The organism is Tepidanaerobacter sp. EBM-49, assembly GCF_001896645.1.
In the GTDB taxonomy this organism is placed as follows: Bacteria; Bacillota; Thermosediminibacteria; order Thermosediminibacterales; family Tepidanaerobacteraceae; genus Tepidanaerobacter; species Tepidanaerobacter syntrophicus.
Genome location: NZ_MPPE01000055.1, coordinates 40,207 through 66,781, shown reverse-complemented (window position 1 = coordinate 66,781; position 26,575 = coordinate 40,207). Strand labels below are relative to the sequence as shown.

General features: G+C 43.2%; 24 protein-coding genes. 2 read left to right on the top strand and 22 right to left on the bottom strand.

Annotated features, from left to right (window positions below):
• Positions 1–5 precede the first annotated feature (5 nt).
• The 3 genes from BUE08_RS10035 to BUE08_RS10025 form a co-directional block, all read right to left on the bottom strand.
• A complete protein-coding gene (locus BUE08_RS10035) occupies positions 6–1,694 on the bottom strand; it encodes an efflux RND transporter periplasmic adaptor subunit (protein WP_286680861.1) in 1,689 nt (562 codons plus the stop codon).
• A gap of 96 nt (positions 1,695–1,790) precedes the next feature.
• Positions 1,791–3,131: an ATP-binding protein gene (locus tag BUE08_RS10030; protein WP_286680860.1), complete on the bottom strand. Its 1,341-nt coding sequence runs from the start codon at positions 3,129–3,131 to the stop codon at positions 1,791–1,793.
• 22 nt (positions 3,132–3,153) lie between these two features.
• Positions 3,154–3,837: a nitrilase-related carbon-nitrogen hydrolase gene (locus tag BUE08_RS10025; protein ID WP_286680859.1), complete on the bottom strand. Its 684-nt coding sequence runs from the start codon at positions 3,835–3,837 to the stop codon at positions 3,154–3,156.
• Between the two features lie 139 nt (positions 3,838–3,976).
• Between BUE08_RS10025 and BUE08_RS10020 the strand changes: the two genes are divergently transcribed.
• On the top strand, positions 3,977–5,152 hold the full coding sequence (locus tag BUE08_RS10020; protein WP_286680858.1) for a polysaccharide deacetylase family protein: 1,176 nt from the start codon (positions 3,977–3,979) through the stop codon (positions 5,150–5,152).
• Between the two features lie 10 nt (positions 5,153–5,162).
• Positions 5,163–5,888: a pseudouridine synthase gene (locus tag BUE08_RS10015; protein WP_286680857.1), complete on the top strand. Its 726-nt coding sequence runs from the start codon at positions 5,163–5,165 to the stop codon at positions 5,886–5,888.
• Positions 5,889–5,952: 64 nt separating this feature from the next.
• Here BUE08_RS10015 and BUE08_RS10010 read toward each other — a convergent pair whose 3' ends face one another.
• From BUE08_RS10010 to gcvPB, 19 genes are all read right to left on the bottom strand, one after another.
• Positions 5,953–6,966, bottom strand: coding sequence for an alpha-hydroxy-acid oxidizing protein (locus tag BUE08_RS10010; RefSeq protein ID WP_286680856.1), 1,014 nt, complete (start codon positions 6,964–6,966; stop codon positions 5,953–5,955).
• A gap of 72 nt (positions 6,967–7,038) precedes the next feature.
• A complete protein-coding gene (locus BUE08_RS10005; RefSeq protein ID WP_286680855.1) occupies positions 7,039–7,410 on the bottom strand; it encodes a dimethylsulfonioproprionate lyase family protein in 372 nt (123 codons plus the stop codon).
• Between the two features lie 18 nt (positions 7,411–7,428).
• On the bottom strand, positions 7,429–8,754 hold the full coding sequence (locus BUE08_RS10000; protein WP_286680854.1) for a hypothetical protein: 1,326 nt from the start codon (positions 8,752–8,754) through the stop codon (positions 7,429–7,431).
• Between the two features lie 20 nt (positions 8,755–8,774).
• Positions 8,775–10,736, bottom strand: a complete 1,962-nt coding sequence (locus tag BUE08_RS09995) for an FAD-dependent oxidoreductase (RefSeq protein ID WP_286680853.1) — start codon at positions 10,734–10,736, stop codon at positions 8,775–8,777.
• A gap of 32 nt (positions 10,737–10,768) precedes the next feature.
• The gene (locus BUE08_RS09990; protein WP_286680852.1) at positions 10,769–11,536 is read right to left on the bottom strand and encodes a 3-ketoacyl-ACP reductase; all 768 of its coding nucleotides are present in this window, start codon (positions 11,534–11,536) and stop codon (positions 10,769–10,771) included.
• Positions 11,537–11,559: 23 nt separating this feature from the next.
• The gene (locus BUE08_RS09985; protein ID WP_286680851.1) at positions 11,560–12,588 is read right to left on the bottom strand and encodes a zinc-dependent alcohol dehydrogenase; all 1,029 of its coding nucleotides are present in this window, start codon (positions 12,586–12,588) and stop codon (positions 11,560–11,562) included.
• A 13-nt stretch (positions 12,589–12,601) separates the two neighbouring features.
• Entirely contained in the window at positions 12,602–13,960 is a 1,359-nt protein-coding gene (locus tag BUE08_RS09980) for an oxidoreductase (protein ID WP_286680850.1), read from the bottom strand.
• 12 nt (positions 13,961–13,972) lie between these two features.
• Entirely contained in the window at positions 13,973–15,628 is a 1,656-nt protein-coding gene (ilvD, locus tag BUE08_RS09975) for a dihydroxy-acid dehydratase (protein ID WP_286680849.1), read from the bottom strand.
• A gap of 25 nt (positions 15,629–15,653) precedes the next feature.
• Complete coding sequence (locus BUE08_RS09970; RefSeq protein WP_213950701.1) at positions 15,654–16,352, bottom strand: ABC transporter ATP-binding protein; 699 nt, start codon at positions 16,350–16,352, stop codon at positions 15,654–15,656.
• Complete coding sequence (locus BUE08_RS09965; protein ID WP_286680848.1) at positions 16,346–17,116, bottom strand: ABC transporter ATP-binding protein; 771 nt, start codon at positions 17,114–17,116, stop codon at positions 16,346–16,348. The genes BUE08_RS09970 and BUE08_RS09965 overlap by 7 nt, the downstream gene beginning before the upstream one ends.
• A complete protein-coding gene (locus BUE08_RS09960) occupies positions 17,106–17,963 on the bottom strand; it encodes a branched-chain amino acid ABC transporter permease (RefSeq protein ID WP_059031669.1) in 858 nt (285 codons plus the stop codon). Before BUE08_RS09960 ends, BUE08_RS09965 begins: the two co-directional genes overlap by 11 nt.
• Positions 17,964–17,974: 11 nt before the next feature.
• Complete coding sequence (locus tag BUE08_RS09955; protein ID WP_213950699.1) at positions 17,975–18,847, bottom strand: branched-chain amino acid ABC transporter permease; 873 nt, start codon at positions 18,845–18,847, stop codon at positions 17,975–17,977.
• A 76-nt stretch (positions 18,848–18,923) separates the two neighbouring features.
• Positions 18,924–20,126, bottom strand: a complete 1,203-nt coding sequence (locus BUE08_RS09950; RefSeq protein ID WP_281743793.1) for an ABC transporter substrate-binding protein — start codon at positions 20,124–20,126, stop codon at positions 18,924–18,926.
• An 80-nt stretch (positions 20,127–20,206) separates the two neighbouring features.
• Entirely contained in the window at positions 20,207–21,211 is a 1,005-nt protein-coding gene (locus BUE08_RS09945) for a LacI family DNA-binding transcriptional regulator (RefSeq protein ID WP_083497624.1), read from the bottom strand.
• Positions 21,212–21,566: 355 nt separating this feature from the next.
• On the bottom strand, positions 21,567–22,592 hold the full coding sequence (locus tag BUE08_RS09940) for a sugar kinase (RefSeq protein ID WP_059031672.1): 1,026 nt from the start codon (positions 22,590–22,592) through the stop codon (positions 21,567–21,569).
• Positions 22,593–22,618: 26 nt separating this feature from the next.
• Entirely contained in the window at positions 22,619–23,260 is a 642-nt protein-coding gene (locus BUE08_RS09935; RefSeq protein ID WP_059031673.1) for a bifunctional 2-keto-4-hydroxyglutarate aldolase/2-keto-3-deoxy-6-phosphogluconate aldolase, read from the bottom strand.
• Positions 23,261–23,431: 171 nt separating this feature from the next.
• Positions 23,432–23,620 (bottom strand): ferredoxin, encoded by a 189-nt coding sequence (locus BUE08_RS09930; RefSeq protein ID WP_059031674.1) that lies wholly within the window; start codon positions 23,618–23,620, stop codon positions 23,432–23,434.
• Positions 23,621–24,189: 569 nt separating this feature from the next.
• The gene (locus BUE08_RS09925) at positions 24,190–24,972 is read right to left on the bottom strand and encodes an SDR family NAD(P)-dependent oxidoreductase (protein ID WP_286680847.1); all 783 of its coding nucleotides are present in this window, start codon (positions 24,970–24,972) and stop codon (positions 24,190–24,192) included.
• A gap of 24 nt (positions 24,973–24,996) precedes the next feature.
• Positions 24,997–26,559, bottom strand: coding sequence for an aminomethyl-transferring glycine dehydrogenase subunit GcvPB (gcvPB, locus tag BUE08_RS09920; RefSeq protein WP_213997351.1), 1,563 nt, complete (start codon positions 26,557–26,559; stop codon positions 24,997–24,999).
• Positions 26,560–26,575 lie beyond the last annotated feature (16 nt).

Here is a 26,575-nt window from a genome sequence, read left to right as displayed (position 1 = left end):
TTTAACTACCCCCGACCACTGGGCGCAGGGCCTTCGGTTGGCGCAGGACCCATCGGCATCATTTCGTTTTGTCGCTGGTTATTCGAGGTTGAAGTGCTGGCGGCATTAGATAAGAGCACTGTATCGCCTTCATTTAAACCACTGACGATTTCTACGTATTCATCATTGCTGATTCCTGTTTTTATTTCTACCATATTATTTGCGGTCGAAGTAGCATTTGATGTCTTATTGACATTTTTGGAGTTTGCAGTCTTGTCGGCAGAAGATGAAGTATCGCCTTCAGCGGATGCAAGCATCACATAGGTCTTGTTATTTCGGTACTGGATGGCAGTTATGGGGAGCATAAGCACATCTTGCTTGTTTGCAATGATCATCTCAACATCCACTGTCATACCGGCTTTTAGCTCGTCTACTTTATCAGTGGTTATCGTAACATCAAATGTAGAAACATTGTTCTGGCTTGTGCCTTGTTCTGCAATCTTTTCAACCTGACCTTTAAATACTTTATCAGGCACCGCCTCTGCCGTGATATTTACCGGCATGCCTACGGTTATGTTATTTATGTCCAGCTCGTCTACAGGAAGCACAACCTGCATCTTTGCATAATTTACGATAACCGCAGCCGGTTCGCTGCTTGAACTTGAAGAAGTAGACGGTCTTATAAGGTCGCCTTCCCGAACGTTTTGCTCTATGATGGTTCCATCTATCGGAGCATATACCAGAAGATTTTCCAGCTCGGATCTTTTCGACTGAAGGTCTAGCTGTGCTTGCTGAAGGCTTAGCTGCTGCTTTTCAATATTTGTATTTATATCTTCCAAATCAAGGGAGAATAATTTTTGGCCCTTTGTGACAATTTGGCCTTCTTCAATATAAACGTTATTGACTTTAGATGATATTTCAGATTTTACTTCCACTGCATCCAAAGGCTCTATCAGTGCTTGTTCCATGCCTTCCTCTTTACCGCTGTCTGTTATTACATAGCCCTTAACGCTGGTATCTGATCCTTCCACATAATAGTTGCCGTCGACTGTTATGGTCACATAGTAATAAATGCTCCCATAAGATGTGCGCGTCCCGACGGTGTCTATTTTTGTAACAACACCGTCAATGGTGTATATAGGATCTATAAACATAATTTCAGCTTTTTGTCCTATCTTCATTTTACTTGTTTGCGAAGAAAGAAATGGAACTTTAACCTGGCATTTGTCCTGATTTTGTATAGTAGCCACAACTGTGTTTGCATTTACCGAATCGCCGACTTTAATATCGACTGATTTTACGACTCCGTCAGCCGGAGCATAAATCACAGCCTTTTCTTTTTGCTTTAAGGCGTCTTGAAGATCTATCTGCTGCTGCTTAAGAGAGAGCTCTGCTTTTTGAAGGCTGATTGCAAGGTCTTCATTAGACAATTCATAAAGCAAATCGCCTTCTTTAACCACATCTCCTTCATTGAAGTAAACTTTTTTAACTGTGCCGTCTACTTTTAAATTAATTGTTTCCTGCTCCATTGGCTCAAGGGTGCCGGAATCCTTAAGTACAACTTCCAGATTCCCCCGGCCTACTACAGCAGTAGACAGCCGTTGGGCTGCCGCAGTCCCCCTTGAGCTGCTTTTCTGTTTCCATAAATATCCTGCAAAAACCACTGCAATAATAACAACACAAATTATTGCTATTTTCATAACTTTCTTTGACAACCGCTTTTCCTCCCCTGCTCAATTCTTTAAGATTGAGTTAATTTTACTTGAGGAAAACGGATAAAATACGATTAAATTATGGGATTTTGTGAAAAGCTACACTGAACCCATTTTTCCAAGCAAGTCTTCAATAAACTGCCTGGCGGTTCTTCCGGAGCGGCTGTTGTGCCAAAGTTCCCATTTTAGCGCAAGCTCCCTTAGTTTGTTAGGTTCTATGTCAACACCCTTGCTTTTTGCTATGCCTTCTACAATTTCCAGATATTTTTCTTTGTCAGGGGAAAGATAGACTACGGTTATGCCGAAGCGGTCAGAAAGAGAAAGTTTTTCTTGAAGGGTATCCTGAGATTTTAGCTCATCTTCTGCCCTGTCGCTGTGATATTCTCTTACCAAATGGCGGCGATTGGATGTGGCGTATATAAGGACGTTTTCCGGAGAGGGTTCCAGACTTCCTTCAAGTATTGCTTTTAGATATTTGTATTCGGTTTCGTGTTCTTCAAAAGACAAATCATCTACAAATATAATAAAGCGGTAAGGCCGTTTTTTAAGGATTGACACTATATAGGGGAGGTCCCTCAGCTGGTCTTTTGTAACTTCTACCATTCTCAGGCCTTCCTCTCCGAATTCATGCACCAATGCCTTTATGGTAGATGATTTACCGGTTCCTCTGTCACCATAAAGCAGCATATTGTTTGCTCCCAAACCTTTTACAAATTGGCGGGTGTTGCGCAGGACTTCATTCTTTTGTTCTTCATATCCTATTAGGTCGCAAATTCTGATGGGGTCAGGCTCCGGAATTCCTACAAGCCTTCCTTTTTCTCCTGTGCCTACCCATTTAAATGCCCGATACTTTGCAAAATCTCCACATCCCATATTATTGTAGAATTTTGCCAGCACATTTATGTTTGCATCCCAAATAGGCGAGCTGTTAAGCAGTATCTTAATTTCCTGTCTTTTGCCATAGTAGGTTTCAGGGTAGGGAAGGGTGGAGGCGCCCTTCATGGAACACATAATAGTAAAATCTTGCCCTGCTTTTTCTTTTATATATGCTTCAATAGGCGAAAAATCGAAGTCGTGAAGTATCTGAAGATGTGCCATATCTTTTTCAACAAGTCTTCTTAATGGCTCTTCCACATCATTTAAATCTTGCCGTTCGCACCGCAGGCTGAAAGGATTCTCATCCAGAAGTATAAGGTTTAAAATGTGATTTTGCCAGAGATTTCCCACCAGCGGCTCATTGTATGCCGCAGTTTCTCTAAGAAGGCTTGAAATAAATTCGTGGGATTTTGAAACCGCTACAATTGCCGCTTCTTCATTGAATATGCTTTCAAGCATATCAAGATATTCTCTGATGATATCATCATCTAGAATGCTGCGGTAAACCGTAAGGGATTGGGCTGTTGTTTGAATATCAAATATTTGTTGTTGAATTTTGTTCATTGCTATCTCCTTCCAACATATCTTAATTAGTTTCTGTGTATAAGATGCTTTGGGACTTTGCCGCATCTATCTGACCTATATTTATCACGGTCGTGAAAACACCGCTGCCCTTATTTTCTGCAACTACCCTGCCCCAGGGATCTATCACTATAAAAGCTGCTTGTTTCTCAAATTGATTCAGAGCTACTATAAAAAACTGATTTTCGATAGCCCTTACAATATTTAAAAGCTTCCAGTAAATTTCCTTGGACTTGGGCCATGCGCCTAAAACAAAAAGCACTTTCGCGCCTAGAGCAGCTGATTGCTTTATTGCCTCGGGAAATTTCAGATTAGAAATCGGAGCAATGCCGCAGCACACCCCGTCTACGCTAAACACCATCGTTTCATCCTTTGCTTCGCAAGACTTTGTACAACTTGCGATGATATTCCCATTAGGGTCAGCAGCATAAACCTTGTTGAAAATATCAAAGGAAATTACAGTGGTTCGGCACCTTGCAGCAGTGTTTTTTAATAACTCTACTGTCGGGTCAAAGCTTGTATTTATGTGCTGAGTCGAAAAAATTCTTGGCACCACAAGAATATTAGGCCTTTTTTTCTGACTTACGGCTTTTGCCGCAAGGTTTTGTATTTTGCCTGCCGCAAGATTTATATCTTTAAATGTCGGTTCTGTTTGCAGCAATGATATTTTAAGCTCAATGTCTTCCATTTGCACCAGCTTCCTTTTAAAAAAAATCGGCTAAAAATCTTTATTTCGATTATATCACAAATTTTGTCTTATTTACTAAGAAGGAGCAATGTGATAGGATACTGATAGTATATGCCTTATCTTGAAAGGAGTACTTGCCATGCACTGTTTTAGACTATTATTATTGAAAAAGCCGCTGCTCGTTTTGCTTTCTTTTTCTATTTTCGCTTTAGGTTTTCCTTTTTCTGCCCTTGCCGCCACAGATGATGGGAAAAATTCTGCGGCTGTGCTCTGCTATCATCACATAGTTCCCGATGAAGAAGCAGCAGAAACAAAAAGCGAAGCTACGATTTCTGTTTCAGAATTCGAAGAACAGATGAGGTATCTTTACGACCACGGTTATTATACGGCTAGTTTAACCGATATAGAAAACTTTCTCTACTTTAATAAACAGCTGCCTGAACGCACTGTTTTAATTACATTCGACGACGGATATGAGTCTAATTATACATATGCTTACCCTATCTTGAGGAAATACGGCCTTCACGCAGTTATTTTTCTTATCGGAGGCGCGATAGAAACTCCATCTTCCGGGACAGCAAGCATACCAAAGCTTTCCCTTGATGAAATAAAGGAAATGTCAGAAAGCGGATTTATTGAATTTGGAAGCCACACATTTAACGCTCACTACCTGCTGGATAAAAAATCAGCCTTTGTAGAAATGAGCCTGGATGAAATCACTAAAGATTTTGAAGACATGAAGGATTTTTTTGACAAGGCAGGCGCTCCAAAGGTTTTGAGTATAGCTTATCCATATGGACAATATGATGACAAAATAGTTACTTCCGCGGTAGTTGAGGGGTATAAGCTGGGGTTCACTGTTACTTCCGGCTTTATATATCAGGATTCTTCTCCTATGACTTTAAATAGAATAATAGTTCCGCCGGGAATCGGTTTGGATAAATTCAAGACTTTAATTAACGATACATCCGAAGCCCTTCCTGAATACTATAACGGTTCCATTGTACTGCGTATAGATTCTGTCACCGCATATCTGGGAAAACAACCGGTTCCTTTAGATGCAGCTCCGACTTACGCGGACGGCAAACTGGTTGCGCCGCTTAATTTTTTCAAAGACGTGCTTAAATGGGATATTTTATGGGATAATAATACAAATAAGGTGGCAAGACGCATCACCACAAGGGAAGATGTATGGTTCCTGCTTCCGACTTATCTTTCAAGGGGACAGGTTATGGTGCCTGTAAGGGAGCTTGCAGAAAAAATGGGTCATCAGGTTATCTGGCATCAAAACGATAAAACGGTAGAAATAAAATGAGGTGTGAAGTATGAAAAACCAAAAACTTGCGCGTATCGATAAAATCCTTGCCGCCAGCGGCTATGGCAGCAGAAAGGATGTTAAAAAGTTAATAAAGGCAGGAGAGGTTTTGATAAACGGTAAGGTTGCAGGCGATGCAGGGGATTTAGTAGATCCCCAGGCAGATGAAATAACGGTATCAGGTGAACCGGTACTCTTTGAGGAGAATATATACATTATGATGAACAAGCCCTATGACGTAGTATCATCCACTCGCGACGAATACGAAACAACAGTCATTGACTTGTTGGAAGGAGAGTACTTTCATAGGAAGTTGTTTCCCGTAGGAAGGCTGGATAAAGATGCAGAGGGCCTTATATTTCTTACAGACGACGGCAAGTTAGCTCATCGGCTGCTGTCGCCAAAGCATCATGTGGCGAAAACATATTATGTGAAGGTTCGGGGAGCTTTAGATGAAGAAGATGTTAAGGCTTTTGCAGGCGGCATAGAGCTTGAAGATTTTACCGCTCTTCCGGCAAAACTTGATATTTTAAAATCGGGTAGTATCTCCGAGGCTTATGTAACTATATATGAGGGTAAATTTCACCAAATAAAGCGCATGATGAAAACCCGGGGCAAAGAGGTTTTATACCTAAAGCGGCTGTCCTTAGGGCCTCTGAACCTTGATGAGGAATTGGAGCCCGGAATGTGGCGAAAACTTACGAAGGAAGAAATAGATTCGCTTAAGGAAATTTAAGGATAAGAGCGTGAAAATCTCCGGTAAAAGCATTTTAGCTTACTGCCGGAGATTTTTATTCCTTCTAAAATAGAATTGATGAATTTATACTTTTTATGTCTCTACAGCCTGTAAGAATCATGGCTTGCTTTAGCTCATTTGCCATGGTTTCCAGCACCAACTGCACACCTTCGGCGCCGCCGCCAAAAGCACCGATGATGACAGGTCTTCCTACAAGCACTGCATCAGCGCCAAGGGCAAGGTACTTTAATACATCGGTGCCCGAGCGCACTCCTCCGTCTGCAAGAATCGTAATCTTACCTTTCAACTTTCGGGCTATGTCAGGAAGGACTTGGGCTGCACCAGGGGTGCTGTCCAGTATCCGCCCGCCGTGGTTAGAAACAACTATTGCAGCAGCGCCTGCTTCTTTGGCAAGTTCTGCTTCATCTGTTGTCATGATGCCCTTTACTATAAATGGCAGAGAAACCGATGAAATGATTTCCTTTAGTTCATCTACGTTTTTAGGACTTACCGGCTGGCCCATTAAAGCCATGGTTACAAGTCCTGCTCCGTCAATATCCATGCCTACCGCAGGTGCCTTTATTTTTTCGGCCTGTTTTGCCATTTCGATTATTTTTGGGTTTTCTCTAGGCTTTATAATCGGAATCCCATGGCCTTCGGCTTCTTGAATCGCTTCGATTCCGGATGTGTAAAATACGGGATTTCCTCCGTCGCCGCACATGCCAACAGTTCCGGCACTCTTACTCCCTGATATTACCATGCGAATGTACTCCGCCTCCGGCACAGCTCCGCCCATATTGTATTCAGAGCCGGTTATAGGCGCTGATAAAATCGGCATTGAAAGGTCTATACCTAAGATGTTTGTAGAAATATCAGGATCCTTCGCATCATGTATCGTCCTAAGATTAAGTTTTACATCGGCAAGAGCCTTAACATTTGCCGTAAAAGCTGAACCCGTGCCTATTCCGCCCATTCCGGGCACTTCGCCGGCGCATGCTATCCCGTCGCAAGTTTTGCATACCCTACAGTAGCCTTTCATCTTTTCTCGAGCCGCTTGTCTTATTTCTTTAAGATTCACTTTTATTGCCCCCAATTTATGTGTGATTAATATTATGCATATGTCAACTTATTTTACTTCGACATAAGGAGGCTATTTTCCTTCAAGTTCTTCTTGCCAGTGTTCAACTATTCCTTTTGGAGAATAGCAAAACAGCATTATCATGTCTTCGTTTGAGGTATTTTCCAGAAGATGAGTAGAATCGGAGTCAATGTAGATATAGTCTCCGGCTTTTACATCAGCGGTTTCATCATTTACGTGCATTTTGCCCGTTCCCCTTAATATAACATATACTTCTTCTTGATGATGCCGGTGAAGGGGAACAGAACCTTGAGGGAAAATCGCCACATAACCCATTACAAAGCCTTCCGCCTCTATCGGAGCTCCGGGACCTACCATTACCCGAGTAAGCCTTCCTGCCGGAAACTTTGTGCCTGTAATATCAAAGATATTGTTTATCTTCACAGCAGCCGCCTCCCATATCTATTTTAAAACTTTCAAGCCTAATAGTTTTCCTACCTCTGTCAGTTGCCTTTCCCAATTTCCAAAGGTTACAATCTGATGACACCCAAGAAGATTGTCGATGAAGCTGCTCATGGAGTCCGGCTTTATTCGGAGCTGAGTTCGGCAGGTAGGGGTAGGAGGTGTATTAAGAGTTATACCCGTGCTTACAGAAAGGGAGCTTAGATTATTTCCTATGCGGGTTATGGTTACGGGAACTCCTTCTTCTATGAGTGCCTCAGGACTTACGCCGATACCGCTTTCATGGTGATTTCTCAAGATATAAGGAAGTGGCTTGTCTTCCAAAAGAAGGGGTGAAGTACAGTGAGAAAGTCTTAAGACATCATTTTTTTCAAGCATCGGATTTGCCATCCAGGATGGTTTGTCCGTAAGGGCTTTCATCATAAAAAGCGTTACCGCAGAATCCATATCCCCTTCGCAAGCGCCGATGAAATCCCTGCTGTCGTTTAACATACTTAAAGCAATACAGCTTGTGGTACCAAGCTCCCTTAAAAGTGTAAAACAGGCTATGGCTATGCCATCGCCGTTGTATTTGCGCACCAGCTGATAAATCGCTACTGCAAGTCTGGAAGCTGCAAGGATGTCTTGTTTTTTAGGCTCAATGATTTCTTTTGCGTTTTCTATCCATTTATTTGAAATTTCTTTTGCATCTTCATCTGTAATAGATTCATAAATCCTATATAATTCCTCTAAGGTAACGCCTATAAAATCCATGCCGGTTTTTTCTTTTATCTTCTCAAAGGAGAGGCAGCTGCTTATAACCCAATCTTCTGTAACCCCTGCAAGAAGGATGACAGCTTTTTTCATCCGATCTGCAGTCTGTATTATCTGCAATAAATCAAGTATTTCAGATATCTCAAGAGACAACGCCGCAGGTTTTCCCTGCCGCTTTATAACGCTGTAGACATCTGCCGCAGCCGGCGCTGCATTTGCTTCAAGAAGCCGATAGGCAGTTTCTTGATCCAGCAGTCCCGGTTCATAAGCCGCCAATATGCCGATGCCCTCGAAACTTTCAGCAGCCTTTATCATCCATGGTTGAACAGCGCCGCTTGCCGGCACAAAAAGCCCGAATCCCTTGTGTTTCTGATTTAAAAAATTTTCCAACTCAGAACCGCTAGTAATGCTTATATTTTCCACTATAAGTCCCGGATCAGTTTCGTGAAGAATTCCACTTATATTATTGGTGACGCTTGAAATCATTTTCTGCCTTTCCACATCATTTGGAAAGTAGCGGGGTTCTGTAAAAACTATGAGATGCAGCGGCAGACGGTATTTTAGTGCATACATTTTATCACTCCAAACAGGCTTTAATATATATTGCTATTTTCCCTATAGCTCCTCCAGACATTTTCAAAAAAATCTTCATCCTTTGGAAGGGGTCGAACTTTTCGCCAGTTAAATTCGCATTCTCCATTTTTGTATATCCCTTCCTGAACCATATCTCCGATAGTACCGTCGTCTAGAGTAAATCTAAAGACATCAGGGAGGCTTTCATAAGGCTTTATACCATCTTTGTCGGTATAAAGAGCTGAGCCTCGGCTTTTACCACCGTATTTTATATAATCTTCCATGGCTTTCAGGTAAACATACTGGCTCAAAAGCATATCATAAAGGCGATAGGCCCTTGGAAGCTCTCTATAAGAAGAAATCTTTACAATCTCCTTGAAACTCTTAAGTTCGTTTTTTGTTTCTGCCGCAGCTTGAACAATTTCCTCCATGCTGCGTATAATCCCCCCAAATCGGCTCATCCGTTTTGCAGCCCTATTCCAAATTTCATTTACGGTATCGCTGTTTGAAAGAAGCTTACCGCCCAAGCCGATAGAGTCTGCGATAGCCGGCAATGCTTTCTTTATAAATTCCTCTATATACGGCGCATCGCCTTTTCGATTCGCTGCAATATACTGAGCCGCCCTGGTAGAGCCTACCTGGCCGGCATTTAGCGCTGTGCCTCCCGGCCTATATACTCCATGGCTTGCGCTGACTTCTCCCACTGCAAAAAACCCTTCGATATTCGTCTGCCACCAATTGTCAATCGAAAGCCCGCCGTTATTGTGTTGAGCGCATACGGCAACTTCTAAAGGCTCTTTTGTAAGGTCTACGCCTTTTCCCCTGTAAAACTCTACAGCGGGTTCGTTCATGCGAAGAAGTCTGTCTATAGGTTTTCCGAAGGCTGCTCCGGCCTTTTCCAAGTAATCCCTTGCCTCCGGCGAAAGAGTGCTAAAATCTATATCGGCTCCTGCCGGATTTTGCCTAAAGTCGAGAAAAACCCTTCGCCCTTTAATGCAAGTTTCTATATACACTAAAATATCTATAATAGATGAACCGTCTTCTACCTTTCTTACGTCAAAAGGCCATTGATAGCCTTTTAGAAACACCTTTGAAAGCATGTCTGCCTTATCCGCAAAAAAGTCAAGCAAAAATTCTCTTTCATCGCCGCCATTTTTATCTTGTGAAATAAATCGCGGCAGTGCCTGCATATAAGTGCCTGATACATTCCACCTGGGCTTTACTGATGATATGCCATACTGCCACTCCGTAAGGTTTTTCCCCATGATGCCTGCTTCAAAGGCAATGCCTGATGCTCCTTTTTGGCTGAAGGGATAAACCGCATCTGCATACATGCCGGCAGGGCCTCCTGTGGCATAAATAACATTTTTACAATTAAAAAGCACGTATCTTTTATCAGGGTCGTGAAGGTTCTGAAGGTCCAGGCATAAAAGGCCTAACAACTTATTTTTGTCAGTAAGGATTTTAATTACTTGCATCTTGTCAAAAATCCTGATATTTTTTTGCTTTACTGCCTTCTCTAGGCACTCTGTCATATATTTTGAGGTATAAGGACCTGCTGATGTGGCTCGCCTCTTTGGGTCATGATCTGTTTTGTAGCCGATATATTCCCCATATCTGTTGTGGGGAAAAGGAACCCCCAGCTCCGCCAGTTTCAAAAAGCACCTTGCGGAAAGCGCTGCCTCACAAAGGGCTATATCTCCATCTACGCATTGGCCGTTAAATAGGGTTTTTGCAAGGTCATATACCGAATCCGGCTCACTGCCTGCAAGGGTCAGCTTGTAATAGGTTTGTTTGTCAGAACCTGTGTTGCGCGATGTGCCTGCTTTTAAGTTTTCTGTAATTATCGCAATATCGGTCTGGCCCAAAGAAAACAGCCTGTCTGCCGCATTAAGGCCTGCAGCCCCTGTGCCGACCACCGCTGTATTAAGCGAATAAATTCTGATACCATGGCCGTTTGCCCTAATAGACGATTCCTTCATAACATTCCCTCGCTTTTTCACGCTTTACTTTTTTACAGCCTCTGGATATGAAATCCGCCATCCACATCAATATAGCTGCCGGTTGTGTATAAAAACTTGCCGGAGCAAAAGGCCGAAACCGCCTGTGCCACATCTTCCGGCAAGCCCCAGCGTTTAATCGGAAAAAGTCCCTGTTCAATAAGCTTATCGTATTTTTCTTTTGCCTGAGCAGTCATTTCCGTAGCTATAACGCCGGGCCTTACTTCATATACAAATACGGCCTCATCTGCCAGCCGATCGGCATATAGTTTTGTAAGCATTGAAACTCCCGCTTTAGAAATGCAGTATTCTCCTCTATTTATAGAAGAAACCGTCGCAGAGCAGGAAGATATATTTACAATTATGCCTCTTTTGGATTCTACTATGTCTTGCTTTATCATCTGTTTTGCCACAAGCTGTGTCATAAACATAGTGCCCTTTGTATTTATTCCCACAACCCTGTCAAAGCTTTCTTCGGTCATCTCAAGAAGATCTCGGCGCACAGCAGGAGCCACGCCGGCATTGTTTACCAACACATCTATCCTTCCAAATTTTGAAACGGTTTCCTCTACACATCTTTGCCTGTCTTGGGGGCTGTCAATTCCGCCTTGAATATAAAGATAGTTAATGCCTTCTGCTAAAAGAATGTCAAGATTTGACTTATATGCCTCTTTAGGGCTTCTGCCCAGTATCACAACATCATATCCGTCTTTGCCCAGCTGATGGGCTATTGCAAAACCTATTCCACGGCCTCCGCCTGTAACAATCGCTGTTTTTGCCATACGCATACTCCTTTTGAATAAATTTATGGATTTAAGACAATCTTAATTGAATTTGAGTTTCTGTCCAGTGCTGTTTCAAGGGCCTGCTGTAAGTCTTCCAGCTTGAATTTATGTGTTATGAGGCTTTTAAGGTCAATCTGCTGTGACATTTCAAGGGCTACCGGGAAATCCCAGCAATAGCCTTGAGACCCCTGGACTTTTATTTCGTGAGTTATGAAGCGGGATGCAGGAATGGTTATGTTTGGGTTTTCAAATATGCCGACAACTGTTGCAAGACCGTTTTTCCTAAGAGACAGAAGGGCTTGATTAAATGTTGTTTCAAGGCCTACACATTCAAAGGCCTTATCTACCCCAATTCCCGATGTTAAATCCTTTACGGCCTCTAATACATCTTCCCTGCCTGAATTTATGACATTTGTCGCTCCAAGTTTTAGCGCCATTTCCAAACGGCTTTTGGAAAGATCGGCAACTGTCACACCGGTAGCTCCGTTTTTCCTGCAAAGGGCCGCGACCATCAATCCTATGGCTCCGGCACCGATTACAAGCACCTTTTCGCCCAGCTTTATATCCGCCCTGCGCACTGCGTGAACTGCAACGGATAATGGCTCTATCAATGCTCCTTCGTCATAGGAAAGATTTGGAGGCAATTTGTAGACGAAGGGTTCTCGAACCGTAATATAGTTTGCCATGGCTCCGTCTCCCATGCGGTAGGTAAAGCTGAGGTTTTCGCAGTAGCCGTAATTTCCCGTTCTGCAGGCGGCGCACTTTCCACATACAACTACAGGTTCTACTGTCACTTTGTCTCCAACTTTAATATTTTCCACATCTTCCCCTACGGCTATTACATCTCCTGAAAACTCGTGCCCTATAGTAACAGGCAATGGCACAGTAGGGTGTTTGCCTTTAAATATATGCAGGTCGCTGCCGCAAATAGCGCTTGAGACGATTTTTATCAGCACCTTGTCTCCTTTAGGCTCTTCGACGCTGCGTGTTATAAAATCAACCTTGCCGGGTTCTACTACTCTTCCGATCCTATTTATAAGTTGTTCCATAGTGCATCCCTCTCTATTTTTTTGAGGCGTTTTTTCTTGCCTCATTATATAGCGGCAAATAAACCTGGCTGTCGCGCATTACACAACCGGTGCGGCCATGGTCCCGCATTATCTGGGTGCATTTGCTGCAGGTAATACAGCACTTATTAGGCTCCATCCTGCCTTTTGTAAGGATATCCCTTGGCGCATCAGGATACGCAATAGCTTGGCGCCCTAGCCCCATCATACCGCAGGCTCCTTCTAGAAGATTTGTGGCGCCTGCATAGGGTAAAAACCAGCGAAGCCAAGTATAGCCGCTGCCGATAACCGGAATATCTTTTGCCTCTCTTTGCACTTGGCGGGTAAGCTCAAATAACCGGGCAACGCTTTCAAGGGGATGCTCTTCCGGCATTTCTCCTCCTATGACAGGAGTATCAAAGGGCCTTGTTACATAAACTGCTTTGTAGTAAGGGTTCCCTGCTGAGCTTCCTAAAAGATTTACGCCGCTTTCGATCATCTTTCGAACCAATTTTAAAGGCTCTGTCAAATCAGGTTTCATGTAATTTTCCCTGTCTACGCCAAAACCGTAAGGATAAGGATGGGCGTCAAATACATTGAACCTGGAAGCCACTATAAAATCATCGCCAACCTTTTCCCGAACGGCTTTTATTGTGTTTAGGATAAATCGGGTGCGGTTTTCAAAGGCGCCTCCGTATTTGCCCTCTCGCATATGGCTTGCGGCAAGTTCCGATAGTAAGTATCTGTGGCAGGATTTTATATCAACACCGTCAAATCCTGCCTCTTTTGCAAGGAGGGCGGATTCTACATATTTTCGGGTAAGATTGTCAAAGTACTCATCAGATAGAACCGGCGCATCAGGCGATAGGCCTACCGTAGGGTCCAGCATAGGATCGTGCTGGGGGATCATGGGCGCCGGAAGATCATCAGGTCTTGAGTATCTTCCCGAATGGGTAAGTTGGAGAATTTTGACCGGTCTGTGGCCTGCGCCATTTCCTTCTGCTGCTGCTTTATCGGTTTCTTTTACAAGTTCAGCAAATTCTTTAACATTATCTTTCGTGAGAAACATCTGAAGGGGATTCGCTCTGCCTTCATGGACCACCGCACAGGCTTCGAACCAGATAAGTCCAGCCCCTCCAGATGCAAAACGCCTGTACCGCCGCCTTACCAAATCCGATGGGCTGCCGTCTCTGTTGCTGTCACAGCCTTCCATAGGTAATATTGCAATAGAGTTTGGCGCAGTAAGATGCCCGACTTTAACGGGTTTTGCCAGGGGCGACACGTCTTCGCTAAGTTTTATATTAACTTCGAGTTCTTCAATCTTTCTTTTTAAGTCATCTATTGTCTTGAAATTAAATCTTTCAAAAGATGCCATGGTATTCCTCCTCTAATCCCAAAACATCGTTGCGCCTTTATGGGCCGATGTAGTGTTTTCTCTGTAAAGTTTCAGCCAACCTGAGGCAGGTTTTTGAACAGGCTTCCAAAGACTCTTTCTTTTTGCGAACTCCTCATCGGTTATTTCGGCTGTCAAAATTCGCTTTGTTATGTCTATGTGAATGATGTCGCCATCATGTATTAGCGCAATATTCCCGCCGTCATAGGCTTCGGGAGACACATGGCCTATGGCAAGGCCGCCTGTCGCTCCTGAAAATCTGCCGTCAGTTACAAGGGCTATCTTGGCACCAAGACCCTTTCCTAGCACTGCTGCCATAAATGTCTCCATATGAGGCATTCCCGGTGATCCCTTTGGCCCTTCGTAGCGTATGATTACTACATTCCCCGGAACAATTTCATCTTTTAAAATCGCCTCCCAGGCTTCATCCTGGGAATTATATACTTTAGCGGGACCGGTAAATTCCCATGCAGCTTTATCTACTGCTGAAAACTTAACGATAGCGCTTTCAGTTGCTATATTGCCGGAAAGCACTGCAAGGCCGCCCTGCTCATATATTGGGCTTTTGGCAGATTTTATTACATCCTTATTTAGATTTTTCGAAAGCTTTATCTTATCGGCTATAGTGCCGAACATGCCCTTTGCATCGGTATTTATCAAACCGCTTTCCGCAAGCTCTGCAAGAACGGCGCCAAGTCCTCCGGCAGCAGAAAAATCTGCCATAGTGTAGGTGGGATGATTTGGATAAATAGCGCTGATAACAGGAACCTTGCGGCTTATCTTATCAAAAAGCTCAGGAGTTATATCTATATGGGCCTGTCGCGCCATGGCAGGTATATGGAGGATTGAATTGGTAGACCCTCCTGTTGCCATCATGTATCTTACCACATTTTCAAAGTTTTCCTGTTTTATGATATCAAGAGGCCTTATTTCATCTTTTACAAGTTCTACGATTCTGTGGGCAGCGGCAAGCCCCATTGCCCGCCATTCCTCTGTCTGAGATTTCACGCTGGCATTGCCGTGGGGAGAAAGGCCTAAGATTTCAGCAGTAGCGCACATGGTATTGGCAGTTCCCATAAAGGGGCAAACGCCCGGAGTGGGGCATGCGTTTTTTACTATTTCTCTATAGTCTTTTTCTTCAATATCTCCTGCCACATATGCCGCATAAGCCTGCTTGGTATGTGTAAGGGTTATCATCTTTCCGTTATAACAACCGGGCTCCATAAAACCGCCGGTGAACATAACTGTAGGGATATTCACCCTAAGCACACCCATAATCATACCCGGCACCACTTTGTCGCAGCTTCCTAAGAGTATCATCCCTTCCAGCATATTCACTTCTGCAGCTGTTTCAACTTCCGATGAAACAAGGTCCCTTGCAGGAAGGGTGTATCGGTCTCCCGGTGTGTTTGAACAAATGCCGTCACATATTCCGCTTATGGGAAGCTCAAGTCCTAAGCCGCCTGCCGCATAAATTTCTTTTTTAATTTCAGGCACTATCTCTTTGAAGGGGTAATGCCCCGGATTCATTTCATTCCATGCATTGATGATGCCGATTATCGGCCGTCTTACATCTTCCTCGGATACGCCCATAGCAAAAAGCAGTGCATTTCGGTGATCCAGGGATTCTCTGTTCCATTTACGAATCATTCATCATTACCTCCAAAATTTTGCGTTAACCTCCAAGATATGCCTTTTTAACCTCCTCAGAATTTAGCAGTTCGCAGCCAGTGCCTGTAAGTTTTATCCTCCCGTTTTCTATAACATAGGCTCTGTCGCATATATTCAGCGCTTTTCGTGCATTTTGTTCAACTAGTAGGACTGTAACTCCGCTTTCGCGAATTTGCTCGATGAGATTGTAAACTTGATTTACCACAAGAGGCGCAAGTCCGAGGGACGGCTCATCAAGAAGTATCAGCTTTGGATTTGACATAAGACCTCGGGCAATTGCCAGCATTTGCTGCTCACCGCCGGAAAGTGTGCCGGCGAATTGGTTTTTTCGGTCTTTTAAGATTGGAAAAAGTTCATAGTTCTTTCTTAAGTTTTCCTGAAGCTCTTTTCCGCTAAGCAAGTAGCCGCCTACCAGTAAGTTTTCTTCTACGGTAAGCCCTGAAAAAACTCGGCGTCCTTCAGGAACATGGACAACACCTTTTTTTACTACTTTATGAGGCACAGAAGGAAGAGGCTCGCCTAAAAACATTATTTTTCCGGAAACAGGCTTTAACTGACCGCTGATGCAGCGCAAAAGGGTAGTCTTTCCTGCTCCGTTGGATCCTATGATGCTTACTATCTGCCCCTGCTGCGCTTCAACGGTAATATCTTTTAATGCTTCAATGTATCCGTAGCTTGCGCTTAAGTTTTCTACTTTCAGCATTCCGCATCCTCCTCCCCCAGATACGCCTCAATAACTTCCGGATTTGATCTGACTTCATCAGGCGTGCCTACCGCAATGGTTTTGCCAAAGTTTAAAACATAGATTTTATGGGAAATGCCCATAACAAGTTCCAATCTGTGCTCAATGAGTAAAACCGCAAAACCCAGCTCAGAGCACAGTCTGCCAATAAGTTCGGTCAGCTCTTTGACTTCTGTAGGGTTAAGGCCGGCTGCCGGTTCGTCTAAAAGCAGGACTTTCGGCTGGCAGGTAAGGGCGCGAGCGATTTCCAGGCGCCTTTGCAAGCCGTATGGCAGGCTTTCCGGTTTTTCATTGGCATATTTTTTAAGTCCCACTACCTCAAGATTATGCTCACAGATTTTGCGGCCGCGCTTTTCTTCGGCAAAGCGCCTGGGAGTAGGCAGCAAGCCATCAAAAATCGAATAATTGGCTCTTGGATCAAAGGCGCACATCACATTTTCCATAACATTTAATCCTTTAAAAAGCCGGATGTTCTGAAATGTCCTGGAAATACCTTCTCTTGTTATCTGGTGCTGCTCCATATTCGTTATATCTTTTCCATCTAAAAAAACTTTGCCTTGATCTGCCCGGTATACGCCGGATATGACATTAAAGGTGGTTGTCTTGCCTGCGCCGTTGGGACCGATTATTCCTACGATATCTCCTTTATCCGCAGTTAGGGAGAAGTCCTGAATAGCTTTAACTCCGCCAAAACTTTTGCTGATATTTTGTACCTCAAGCAGCATTTTTCTTCTCCCTCCCTATTCCAAGGCTTTTTAATGAAAGTTCGTACTCGCCGAACAGGCCTGCAGGCTTAAAGTTGATTATGAGCAGCACTAAGATAGAATAGAACACAGTTCTGTATTCTGCCGCAAACCTGAGCATTTCAGGCAGGGCTGTAAGAATTGCTGTGCCGATTATGGAGCCGGTAAGACTGTTGACTCCTCCAAAAAATACCATGATGACCCATTCGGCGCTTTTCTTCCACCCGAAAATTCCGGGATCTACATATGTTGTATAAAAAGCATACAAAACACCGGCATAAGCGGTAACTGCAACGGAAAACAAAAATGCTATCATCTTTATTCTCGCCACATCTATACCCATGGCTTTTGCAGCAAGTTCGTCGCTTTTTGCGGCTATGCACTGTCTGCCATATTTTGATGCTTTAAAATAGGCTACAAGGGCGATGCATACTGCTGCAGAGGCCACTGCCAGAGTAAATGTGGTCTTTTGAGGAATTCCGGAAAATCCTAAGGCTCCACCGGTTATAGACTGCATTTGATTCAAAAGTGCTGTTATGGCTTCGCCAAAGCCTAATGTTACAAGAGATATATAGTCGCGGCGAAGGCGAACGGTAGGTAGCCCCACAATATATCCCACAAGGACGCTAAGCGCAATTGCTATTATTGCCGCCAGCGCAAAAGGAAGTCCTACTTTTACCACAAGAACACCGGAAATATATGCGCCAATTGCCATAAATGCCGCTTGGCCCAAGGAAAACATGCCGGTAAGGCCTGTTAAAACATAAACGCCTGTAACAGCTATAACAGATATTAATGTGAAAGTCATTACTGAAAGATAAAATTCCATATATCCACCTCCTAAGCCTTTTCCTGCACGTTGGATCCGGCAATGCCCTGGGGCCTTATGAGTAGGAATACCAACATTATTAAGAATGAAAATACCGGAGCATAACCTGAACCTGCGAAGTTTATAAGGAGGGTTTCAGTAAGCCCTAAAAGCAGGGCGCCTGCAACTGCTCCAAAGACGCTGCCCAGTCCGCCGATAACTGATGCTATAAATCCTTTTACAACTAAATTTCCAAGCTGAGGATACAGGGTATAGTTAATTCCCAAAAACACACCTGCAAGGCCGGCTAGAGCACCTGAAAGGAAAAAAGCAAGTTGTATAATTCTTATCACATCTATACCCATCAGACCTGCTGTTTCCCTGTCAAAAGAGACAGAGCGGAGAGCGCGCCCGAATTTTGTCTTTTGGATAAAAAGCATTAGAAGCGCTAAAGCTGCACAAGATGAAACAAACATTATTAAATCTGATTTCGATATAACTATAGAGCCTAGTTTTACAACGGTTGTTTCAAAAAATCTGGGGTAATTGTAGAAGTTGGGGCCTACCCAAATTGTTACAATACCTTCATATAAGGTGCCAAGCGTTATAGAAGATACGAAGAAATAAATCGGCGAAGTATTGCTAAGCGTTATTTTACGAAAGGCAACGAGTTCGCCAAGGCAGGATACTAAGCCGCCTGCCAGCATTGAAATTGCTACCACCAGCAGCAGTGAAGAGTTCACTGTTACAGCAAAAAAGTAGCCGATGAAGGCGCTGAGGGTCATTAGGGCGCCATGGGAAAAGTTGGAAAACTTTAAGATATTGAATATAAGTGAAAATCCCGTAGCGATAATTGCATAAACCGATCCCAGCGCCAGTCCGTTGATTATAATCTGTAAGGACATGGATCTTTCCTCCCGATTGCTCAATACCCCCCTATAAAGCAGGGGGGTATTGAAGTTTCATTTTAAAGCTTTATAATTATTCAGATGCCGAATAGCGTTTGAGCATAACAGGAGCTTGGTTTTTGATTTCATGCATAACCATTTCAAGACCCTTTGGCTGATGAGTTGCCGGATCAATTGTTATGGTTCCGGTTAAGCCTTCATAATTTGTAAGGTTCTCAATCGCATCCCTGATTGCTGCAGGATCGTCTCCGACTTTTTCGATTGTAGAGGCAATGATTTTCATAACATCATATCCTAAGAAGAATTTGTTTGTTGCATCATTGCCGGTCTTTTCCTTGTAAGCTGTGATAATATCTTGAATTTGAGGTTCGGTCTCTGTAATGTTGTTGATATAGATAACTCCATCTGCTTCTGGTCCGCAAAGCTTCGGGAAGGGCGGGCAAGCGTCAAGGCCGCAGATTAGCGGGCCGTTAAATCCTATTGCGCGAGCCTGCTGAACAATCAGTATAAGTTCCTGAGTATAGTTGGGTGCATATATCGCTTCAGCACCTGCGGATACCAGTTTATTCAGCATGGTTTTAAAGTCTTTGTCGTTTGGCTGGTAAGTTACTTCGCCAACGATTTGTCCTCCGTTTTCAACTGCAACTTTCTTAAAGGGTTCAACCAGTGATACTGAATAAGCATTTGACTGATTGTAGATGATACCTATTTTCTTTAAGCCTTTTTCTTTTACTGCAAACTGTGCCATGATAGCTGCCTGCTGCTTTGCAGAAGGCTGGAACAAGAACATGTTTTTGTAAGGTGTGCCGTCGTCTTTTATTGTCGCTCTGTCATCAATTGCAAAATGAAGCACCGGAATGTTGTACTGTTCAGATATTGGCGCTATGGCTATGCCGATATTTGCAACCGGAGGTCCGATTACGGCAGAGACTTTATCAGTAGTGCACATACGTTTAAATGCATTGATAGCTTCCTGGACATCAGCTTTGGTGTCATATGTTACTACTTTTATTTGACGTCCGTTTACGCCGCCATTGGCATTAATTTCGTCAGCTGCCCATTTTGCTCCTTCCTCCACCATTTTTCCAAGAGTAGAAGTTACCCCTGTAATGTCTTGCAGACAGCCTATGACAATGTCGCCTTTAGCTTCTTCGGTTCCTGAAGTTCCGTTTTCGCCGGTTGTTCCCGACGGAGCTTCGGTTTTTGAGCCGCCACCGCAGGCAGTCACACTAAAGAGCAATAAAACTGCCAACAAAAGTGCTACTATTTTTTTCATTTTCTCTTTTTCCTCCTAAAAATTTATTTTTTATTATCAATCAGCCCCTTCAAGATGGCTGACTAATAAGCATAAATTGTTTATCTTGTGGATTTGCGTATTATAAGTTCTGAAGGCATAATCTCCACCATTGCACCTGAGGGATTGTCTTTGCTGCAGAGCTGAAGCACCTTGCTTGCCGCTCTGGCTCCTATATCGTAGAAAGGTTGAGATACGGTGGAAAGGGGCGGGTCTATCAGAGAACTGAATTCTAAGTTATCAAAGCCGATAACCGAAATGTCGTCAGGAACTCTGAGATTGTGGTCTTTTATAGCTCTTATAGCCCCAATTGCCCTAAGGTCAGTAGTTGCAAATACCGCATCAAACTCAATGTTTCTATTCAGTAAGCTGTTTACTGCATTATAGCCGTCAAGACTCCATTGAATACTATCAGAATCATCACCTGTTATAAGTTCGTATTCAATAGGTATGCCTGCATCAAGCAGTGCCTGTTTGTATCCGCTAAACCTGTCCCGGTAAAGAGCCAGCTGCTGGTTTCCTTTTACAATGGCAATTCGCCTGTGGCCGGTCTTTATAAGGAACGAAACTGCATCATATGCCGCTTGAAAATTGTCTATTACTATCATGTTGGCTTTTATGTCAAGTTTTCTGACTATAACTACCATAGGAAAGCCTTCTTGCTCCAGCTCTTCTAAGTGCTCGACCTTTTTTGCCGCAGGAGCTATGATAAGACCGTCCACCCATCTTTTGCGAAGTTTTTGTATGGATTCTTTTTCGATTTCTGTATCTTCGTCGGTATTACACAATATTACTGTATATCCGTATTTTCTTGCCACATCTTCCACGCCTCTTGCTATAACAGGATATATCGGGTTTCTTATGTTTGGTATAATAAGCCCTATGGTTTTTGTTTTTCCGTCCTTGAGGCCTTGAGCAAGAAAGTTCGGGCGGTAATTTAAACTTTTTACCGCTGCCATTACCTTTTCTTTTGTATCTTCAGCAACCACGTCGCTGCCGTTTAGAACTCGAGAAACAGTGCTGGGTGAAACTCCCGCTTTTTTTGCAACTTCTTTTATTGTTACCATCTGAACTCCCTTTCTTAAGACCTGTAATCAATTTACAGCAAATATTTGGTTTATGTAATTGAAAACGTTTCCAAATTGTAGCCAATAATATCCAGGATTCTGAAGCTTAAGCATTGTGTTCAAAGTAGATGAATTCGAGTATTTACTTATATATCAAGGAATTGATAGAATTCAAGAATTTTGCTGTAAATGAATTATCTTATGAAAACGTTTGTATTTATGTACATATTTCGACATGTTATTAGAAATTCCTGCTTGTTTTTTTGAAATGAGCAAAAAAATTTTTGGTATAAAAAAAGGAATGCTATATTTTTAAAGCAGCATTCCTTTAATGTTATTTTAGTGTCGTCTGTCGTTATCTTTGAACCCTTCCTGAGGCGTCTCCCTTTGCCAGGTTTTCAACTTCCTTTACTGTCACGTGATTGAAATCCCCTACGATGGTGTGTTTCAAGCAAGAAGCCGCTACGGCAAATTCTACTGCATCCTGGGGATTGTAGCCATTAAGTAAAGCATAAATCAAGCCGCCGCCGAAAGAATCGCCTCCGCCCACTCTGTCAACTATGTGCACTTTGTATTTTCTTGAAGCATAAAGTTCTTTTCCGTCGTAATAAAGAGCGGACCAACCGTTGTCTGATGCGGAGTAGCTTTCTCTTAGGGTTATTGCTACACCTTTCAGCGAGAATTTCTCCATAAGCTTCTGCGCCACATCTTTATAACCTTCCATACTCAGCTGTCCTTTGGTAATATCAGACTCAGCTGCCTGGATTCCGAAGACATCGGCAGCATCTTCTTCATTGCCTATGGAAATATCTACATACTGCATAAGTTCAGACATGACTATGCGCGCTTTCTCTCTTGACCATAGTTTCTTTCTATAGTTTAGGTCGCAGCTGACGGTAATTCCCATTTTGTTTGCGGTTTTTACTGCCTCCAAACATGCCGCTGCTACGTCATCTCCGAGAGCGGGGGTTATCCCTGTAAAGTGAAACCATTTTGCGCCATCGAGAATTTTCTCCCAGTCAAAATCTCCGGCCTTTGCTTCAGATATGGAAGAATGGCTGCGGTCGTAGACCACAAGAGATGGCCGCTGGGATGCGCCTATCTCGTTGAAATAAATCCCAAGTCGTTCTCCGCCCTTTACTATATAGTCAGTATGCACTCCATACCTTCTAAGATGATTTATAGCAGCCTGGCCGATGGGATTGTCCGGAACTTTTGTCACAAAATAAGCGTCTTCTCCGTAGTTTGCAAGGGATGTGGCAACATTAGCTTCACCACCTCCGTAAGTTACATCAAAGGAATCAGCTTGAACAAATCTTAGATAGTTAGGCGGTGTGAGTCGCAACATTATTTCACCAAAAGTTACAACTTTATTAGCCATTCGAATACCCTCCTAAAATATTTTAGTTATTTTCTTGCAGCCTTTACGGCTTCTACAAACTTGCGGGCTGTATCTTCAACTTCTGCGTAGTCGCCTTTTTTGGCACCTTTAGTAAGTTCTCCGCCGACACCAACAGCCTGGCAGCCTGCTTTAATCCATTCGCCTGCGTTTTCTAGACTTACGCCGCCTGTTGGGATAAATGGAGCGTAAGGCAAGGGTCCTAACAGAGCTTTAATCATAGAAGGGCCAAATGCATTGCCGGGGAAGAATTTTACAAAGTCCGCGCCTGATTCCATAACTTCTACCACTTCTTTCACTGACATGGCACCAGGCATAGATACCACTTGATACCTGTTGCACATCTTTACTACATCGGGGTTAAAATAGGGACTTACTATAAATTCAGCGCCTGCTAGCATAGCTGATCTTGCTGTCTCTGTATCCAAGACAGTCCCTGCTCCTATCAAGATTTCCTTGTTTGGATATGCCTTGGCAAGCTCACGGATTACATCCATGGCGCCGGGCACAGTCATGGTAATTTCAATAGACTCTACTCCGCCGGCCTTTACCGCTTCGGCAATTTTTAGCGCCTGGTCCGGAGACTCGGCTCTTACTACGGCAACAACGCCGCAGTCAATAATGCGTTTTATAACATCTAATTTTTTCATAAAAGATCCTCCTTGTTTCATGATTCGGTATACTGTTTCATTATATTATGTATTCTACATAAAAAGTCAAAATCCTTCTTTCTATAAAATAAAATTTAAAAAAGAAAAAGGGACTCCGACACTATAATCTTTCAGTGTCAGAATCCCTTTTGTTTTTTTATTTAGAGAATCTTACTCCTCTTTTATTGCTTCCGCTGCACAGTTTTCCATGGCTTCTCTTGCATCGTCTTCTACATCTTCAGGCACTTCGTCTACTATTACCTGTGCTTTTCCATCATCATTCCAATCAAACACCGATGGGCAGGTATCAATACATAATCCACAACCAATGCAAAGATCTTGATCAACAGTTAGTTTCAATGGAAAGACCTCCTCTGCAATATTTTCTTTGTTTATTCTATCACAAATCACAGTTAATGCAAATACATTTTTATAAATGAGGTGATAAAACAGCACAAAAACAGCACAGATGGACGGTTCTTTTGTGTTCTTTGAATCTTGGGTAACACGGAAGGACTGTCCCCATGTGTTCTTATAATGTCTTTTGGCAGCGCGAAGGAACTGTTCTGCGTTCACAACCTGTAGCTTTTTCCGTTGGGGCATACGGCAGACCAACTAACATGAAACAGCACAGAGGGACGGTTCTTTTGTGTTCTTTAAGATCACCCGGGAAACCTCTAAAACCCGGGCTCATGTTTTAAAATAAGGCTATTCTTTCTCTGCTATTCTAAAGGAAGCAACATTAACACAAAGGAACACAGATGGACTGTCCCCCATTGTGTTCTCCCAAGCGAAATTAGCACAGAGGGACTGTCCCCATGTGTTCAAGCGCCTTTTTACCAAGAGAAATTAACATGGAGTGACACGGAAGGACTGTCCCCATGTGTTCGGCAGACTAACTAGCATGGAGTGACTGTCCCCATGTGTTTTTATGCAAGGCCGCCGCCGTCTGCTACTAAGACGCTTCCAGTTACGTAGGAGGACATTTCGCTGGCAAGAAAAAGGACTGCATAAGCTATATCAAGGGGTGTTCCTACTTTTAACAGTGGTCTTGTAACGGCAGATAACTTTATCATTTCATCTTCAGGGATTCCGAGCTGCCGTGCCTCGCTTCTTAGCATGGGAGTATCAATGTCTCCCGGACAGACACAATTTACTCTAATGTTCTGTGGGCCGTGATCTATCGCCATAGCTCGTGTTAAGTTTACAACGCCGCCCTTTGCAGCGCAGTATGCGGCGGCATTGTCGCCCCCCTTAAGTCCCCAGCCCGAGCCTGTGTTAATAATGCTTCCTCCACCACCTGCCGCCATTACAGGAATTACATACTTCGAAAGCAGATACACTCCCTTCAGGCACACATCTATACTCTTGTCCCATTCATTTTCTTCCAGTTCAACGACATTCTTTCTGATAATAATTCCCGCATTATTGTGTAGAATATCAATATGGCCGCTTCTTTTTTGTATTTCCTCTACCACCTTTTGGCAACTTTGGCCGGAGGTAATATCGCACTTTAGAAAATGAGCTTTGCAGCCGCTTTGTGAAATCTCTGCAGCCGCTTTTTCTCCGGCATCTTCATTTATATCAAGTAAAAATACTTCAGCACCAAACTCAGCCAATGTCTTTGCCGAAGCAAAACCTATCCCTGACGCAGCCCCAGTAACAACAGCTGTTTTTCCATCAAGAGCTAGTATATTTTTATTTACATCCATAAAGCTTCCTCCCACTGCTTTAAGTTATTTTTCGCCTTTTATTTTCTTTAGATGCGACCGCCATGTTATGCCCCATTTTTTAGGATCATCCAACGGTTCTGTATTAATTTTATGAACACAGCTGTTGTAAGGAGCATTTTTCACCTTTTCGGGATTCTCATAAGCCTCTTTAGCAATTTCCCTAAGAGCTTCCAAATATTCATCAAGGTCGTCTTTCGAGGCAGATTCAGTAGGTTCTAAGGTAAAAGGCTCAGGAACAATCCACGGATGATGGCTCGTCCAGTAGTGAAGCCCAAAATCGCACATGCGCCGCTGAATATCCTCTGTTGTGACGCCTGTTTCTTTTGTAAGAGGCTCCCAACTGTATCTGACCTGCTCAAATCTATATTTGCCCGGGGCATAGGGAATAGATACTCCCTTTATTTCCTTAATCTTTTTGCATAAATAATTACTGTTTAATACTGCTATCTTTGCAACTTCTTTTAAACCTTCATCGCCGAGACTCATTATCCATGCATACGCTCTTATAACAGCAGGAATTGTCCCATAAAATGAGCGTATTTTCCCTATGCTATGCTCTAAATTGTAATTTAAGAAGTACTTTTCACCATCAAAATCCACTATAGGCGCCGGTAAAAAGCTCTCTAACTTTTTGACAACACCCAATGCCCCTACACCGGGCCCGCCACATCCATGAGGCGATGAAAATGTCTTGTGCAGGTTAAAGAAACAAAAATCAAAACCTGCTTCTTTTGCCCGAGTAATCCCCAATATTCCATTGGCATTTGCCTGGTCATAACTGCATAATCCTCCTGCTTCATGGACAATACTGGTAAATTCAGCAATTCTGGGATTATATATTCCGGTGTCCTCAGGATTTGTAATCATAAGACCTGCCGTCCGATTCGACACTACCTTTTTCAGTTCTTCAATATCTGGATAACCGTCCTTGTCAGGGTGGAGCGTTATAACTTTAAATCCCTTTACTGCTGCGGCGGCTGCATTTGAAGGATGCGAAAAAATTGTGGTTATGATTTCATTTCTCGTATCCCCCTCACCCCGGGATTCATGATATGCCCGAATCATAGATGCAATAGCAAAAATTGCCTGAGAGCCGCCTCCCGGCTGGAAAGTAAATCTGTCAAGACCTGATATTTCTCTTAGAAAGGTATCGGTTTTATGCATTATTTCGAGAACGCCTTGAACTGTGCTTTCAGGCTGCAAGGGATGAAGTTCTGTTATTTTAGGGGAAGATGCAAACTTTTCGTTTATTTTGGGGCTGTATTTGATTGTGCATGTGCCCTGTCCTATTTCGATATTTACATCAGCACCCAACACTTCTTGAGAAAGCCTCAAATAGTGGCGCAGAACCTTTGCTTGAGACATTTCGGGAAGATTCGGCGGCGTCTTTCTTTGCAGGTTTTTAGGTATTAAATCAAGGCTATCACCAACAGCATTTGAAATTTCTTCTTCTGCTTGCGGAACATATATACCGCGCTCGCCTTTTGTGCTAAGCTCGAAAATTACCGGTTCATCCCATTTTGCCTGATGAAAGCCTTTTCTTAAAAGCGACTTTTTCTCGCTCATACATTATCACTTCCTC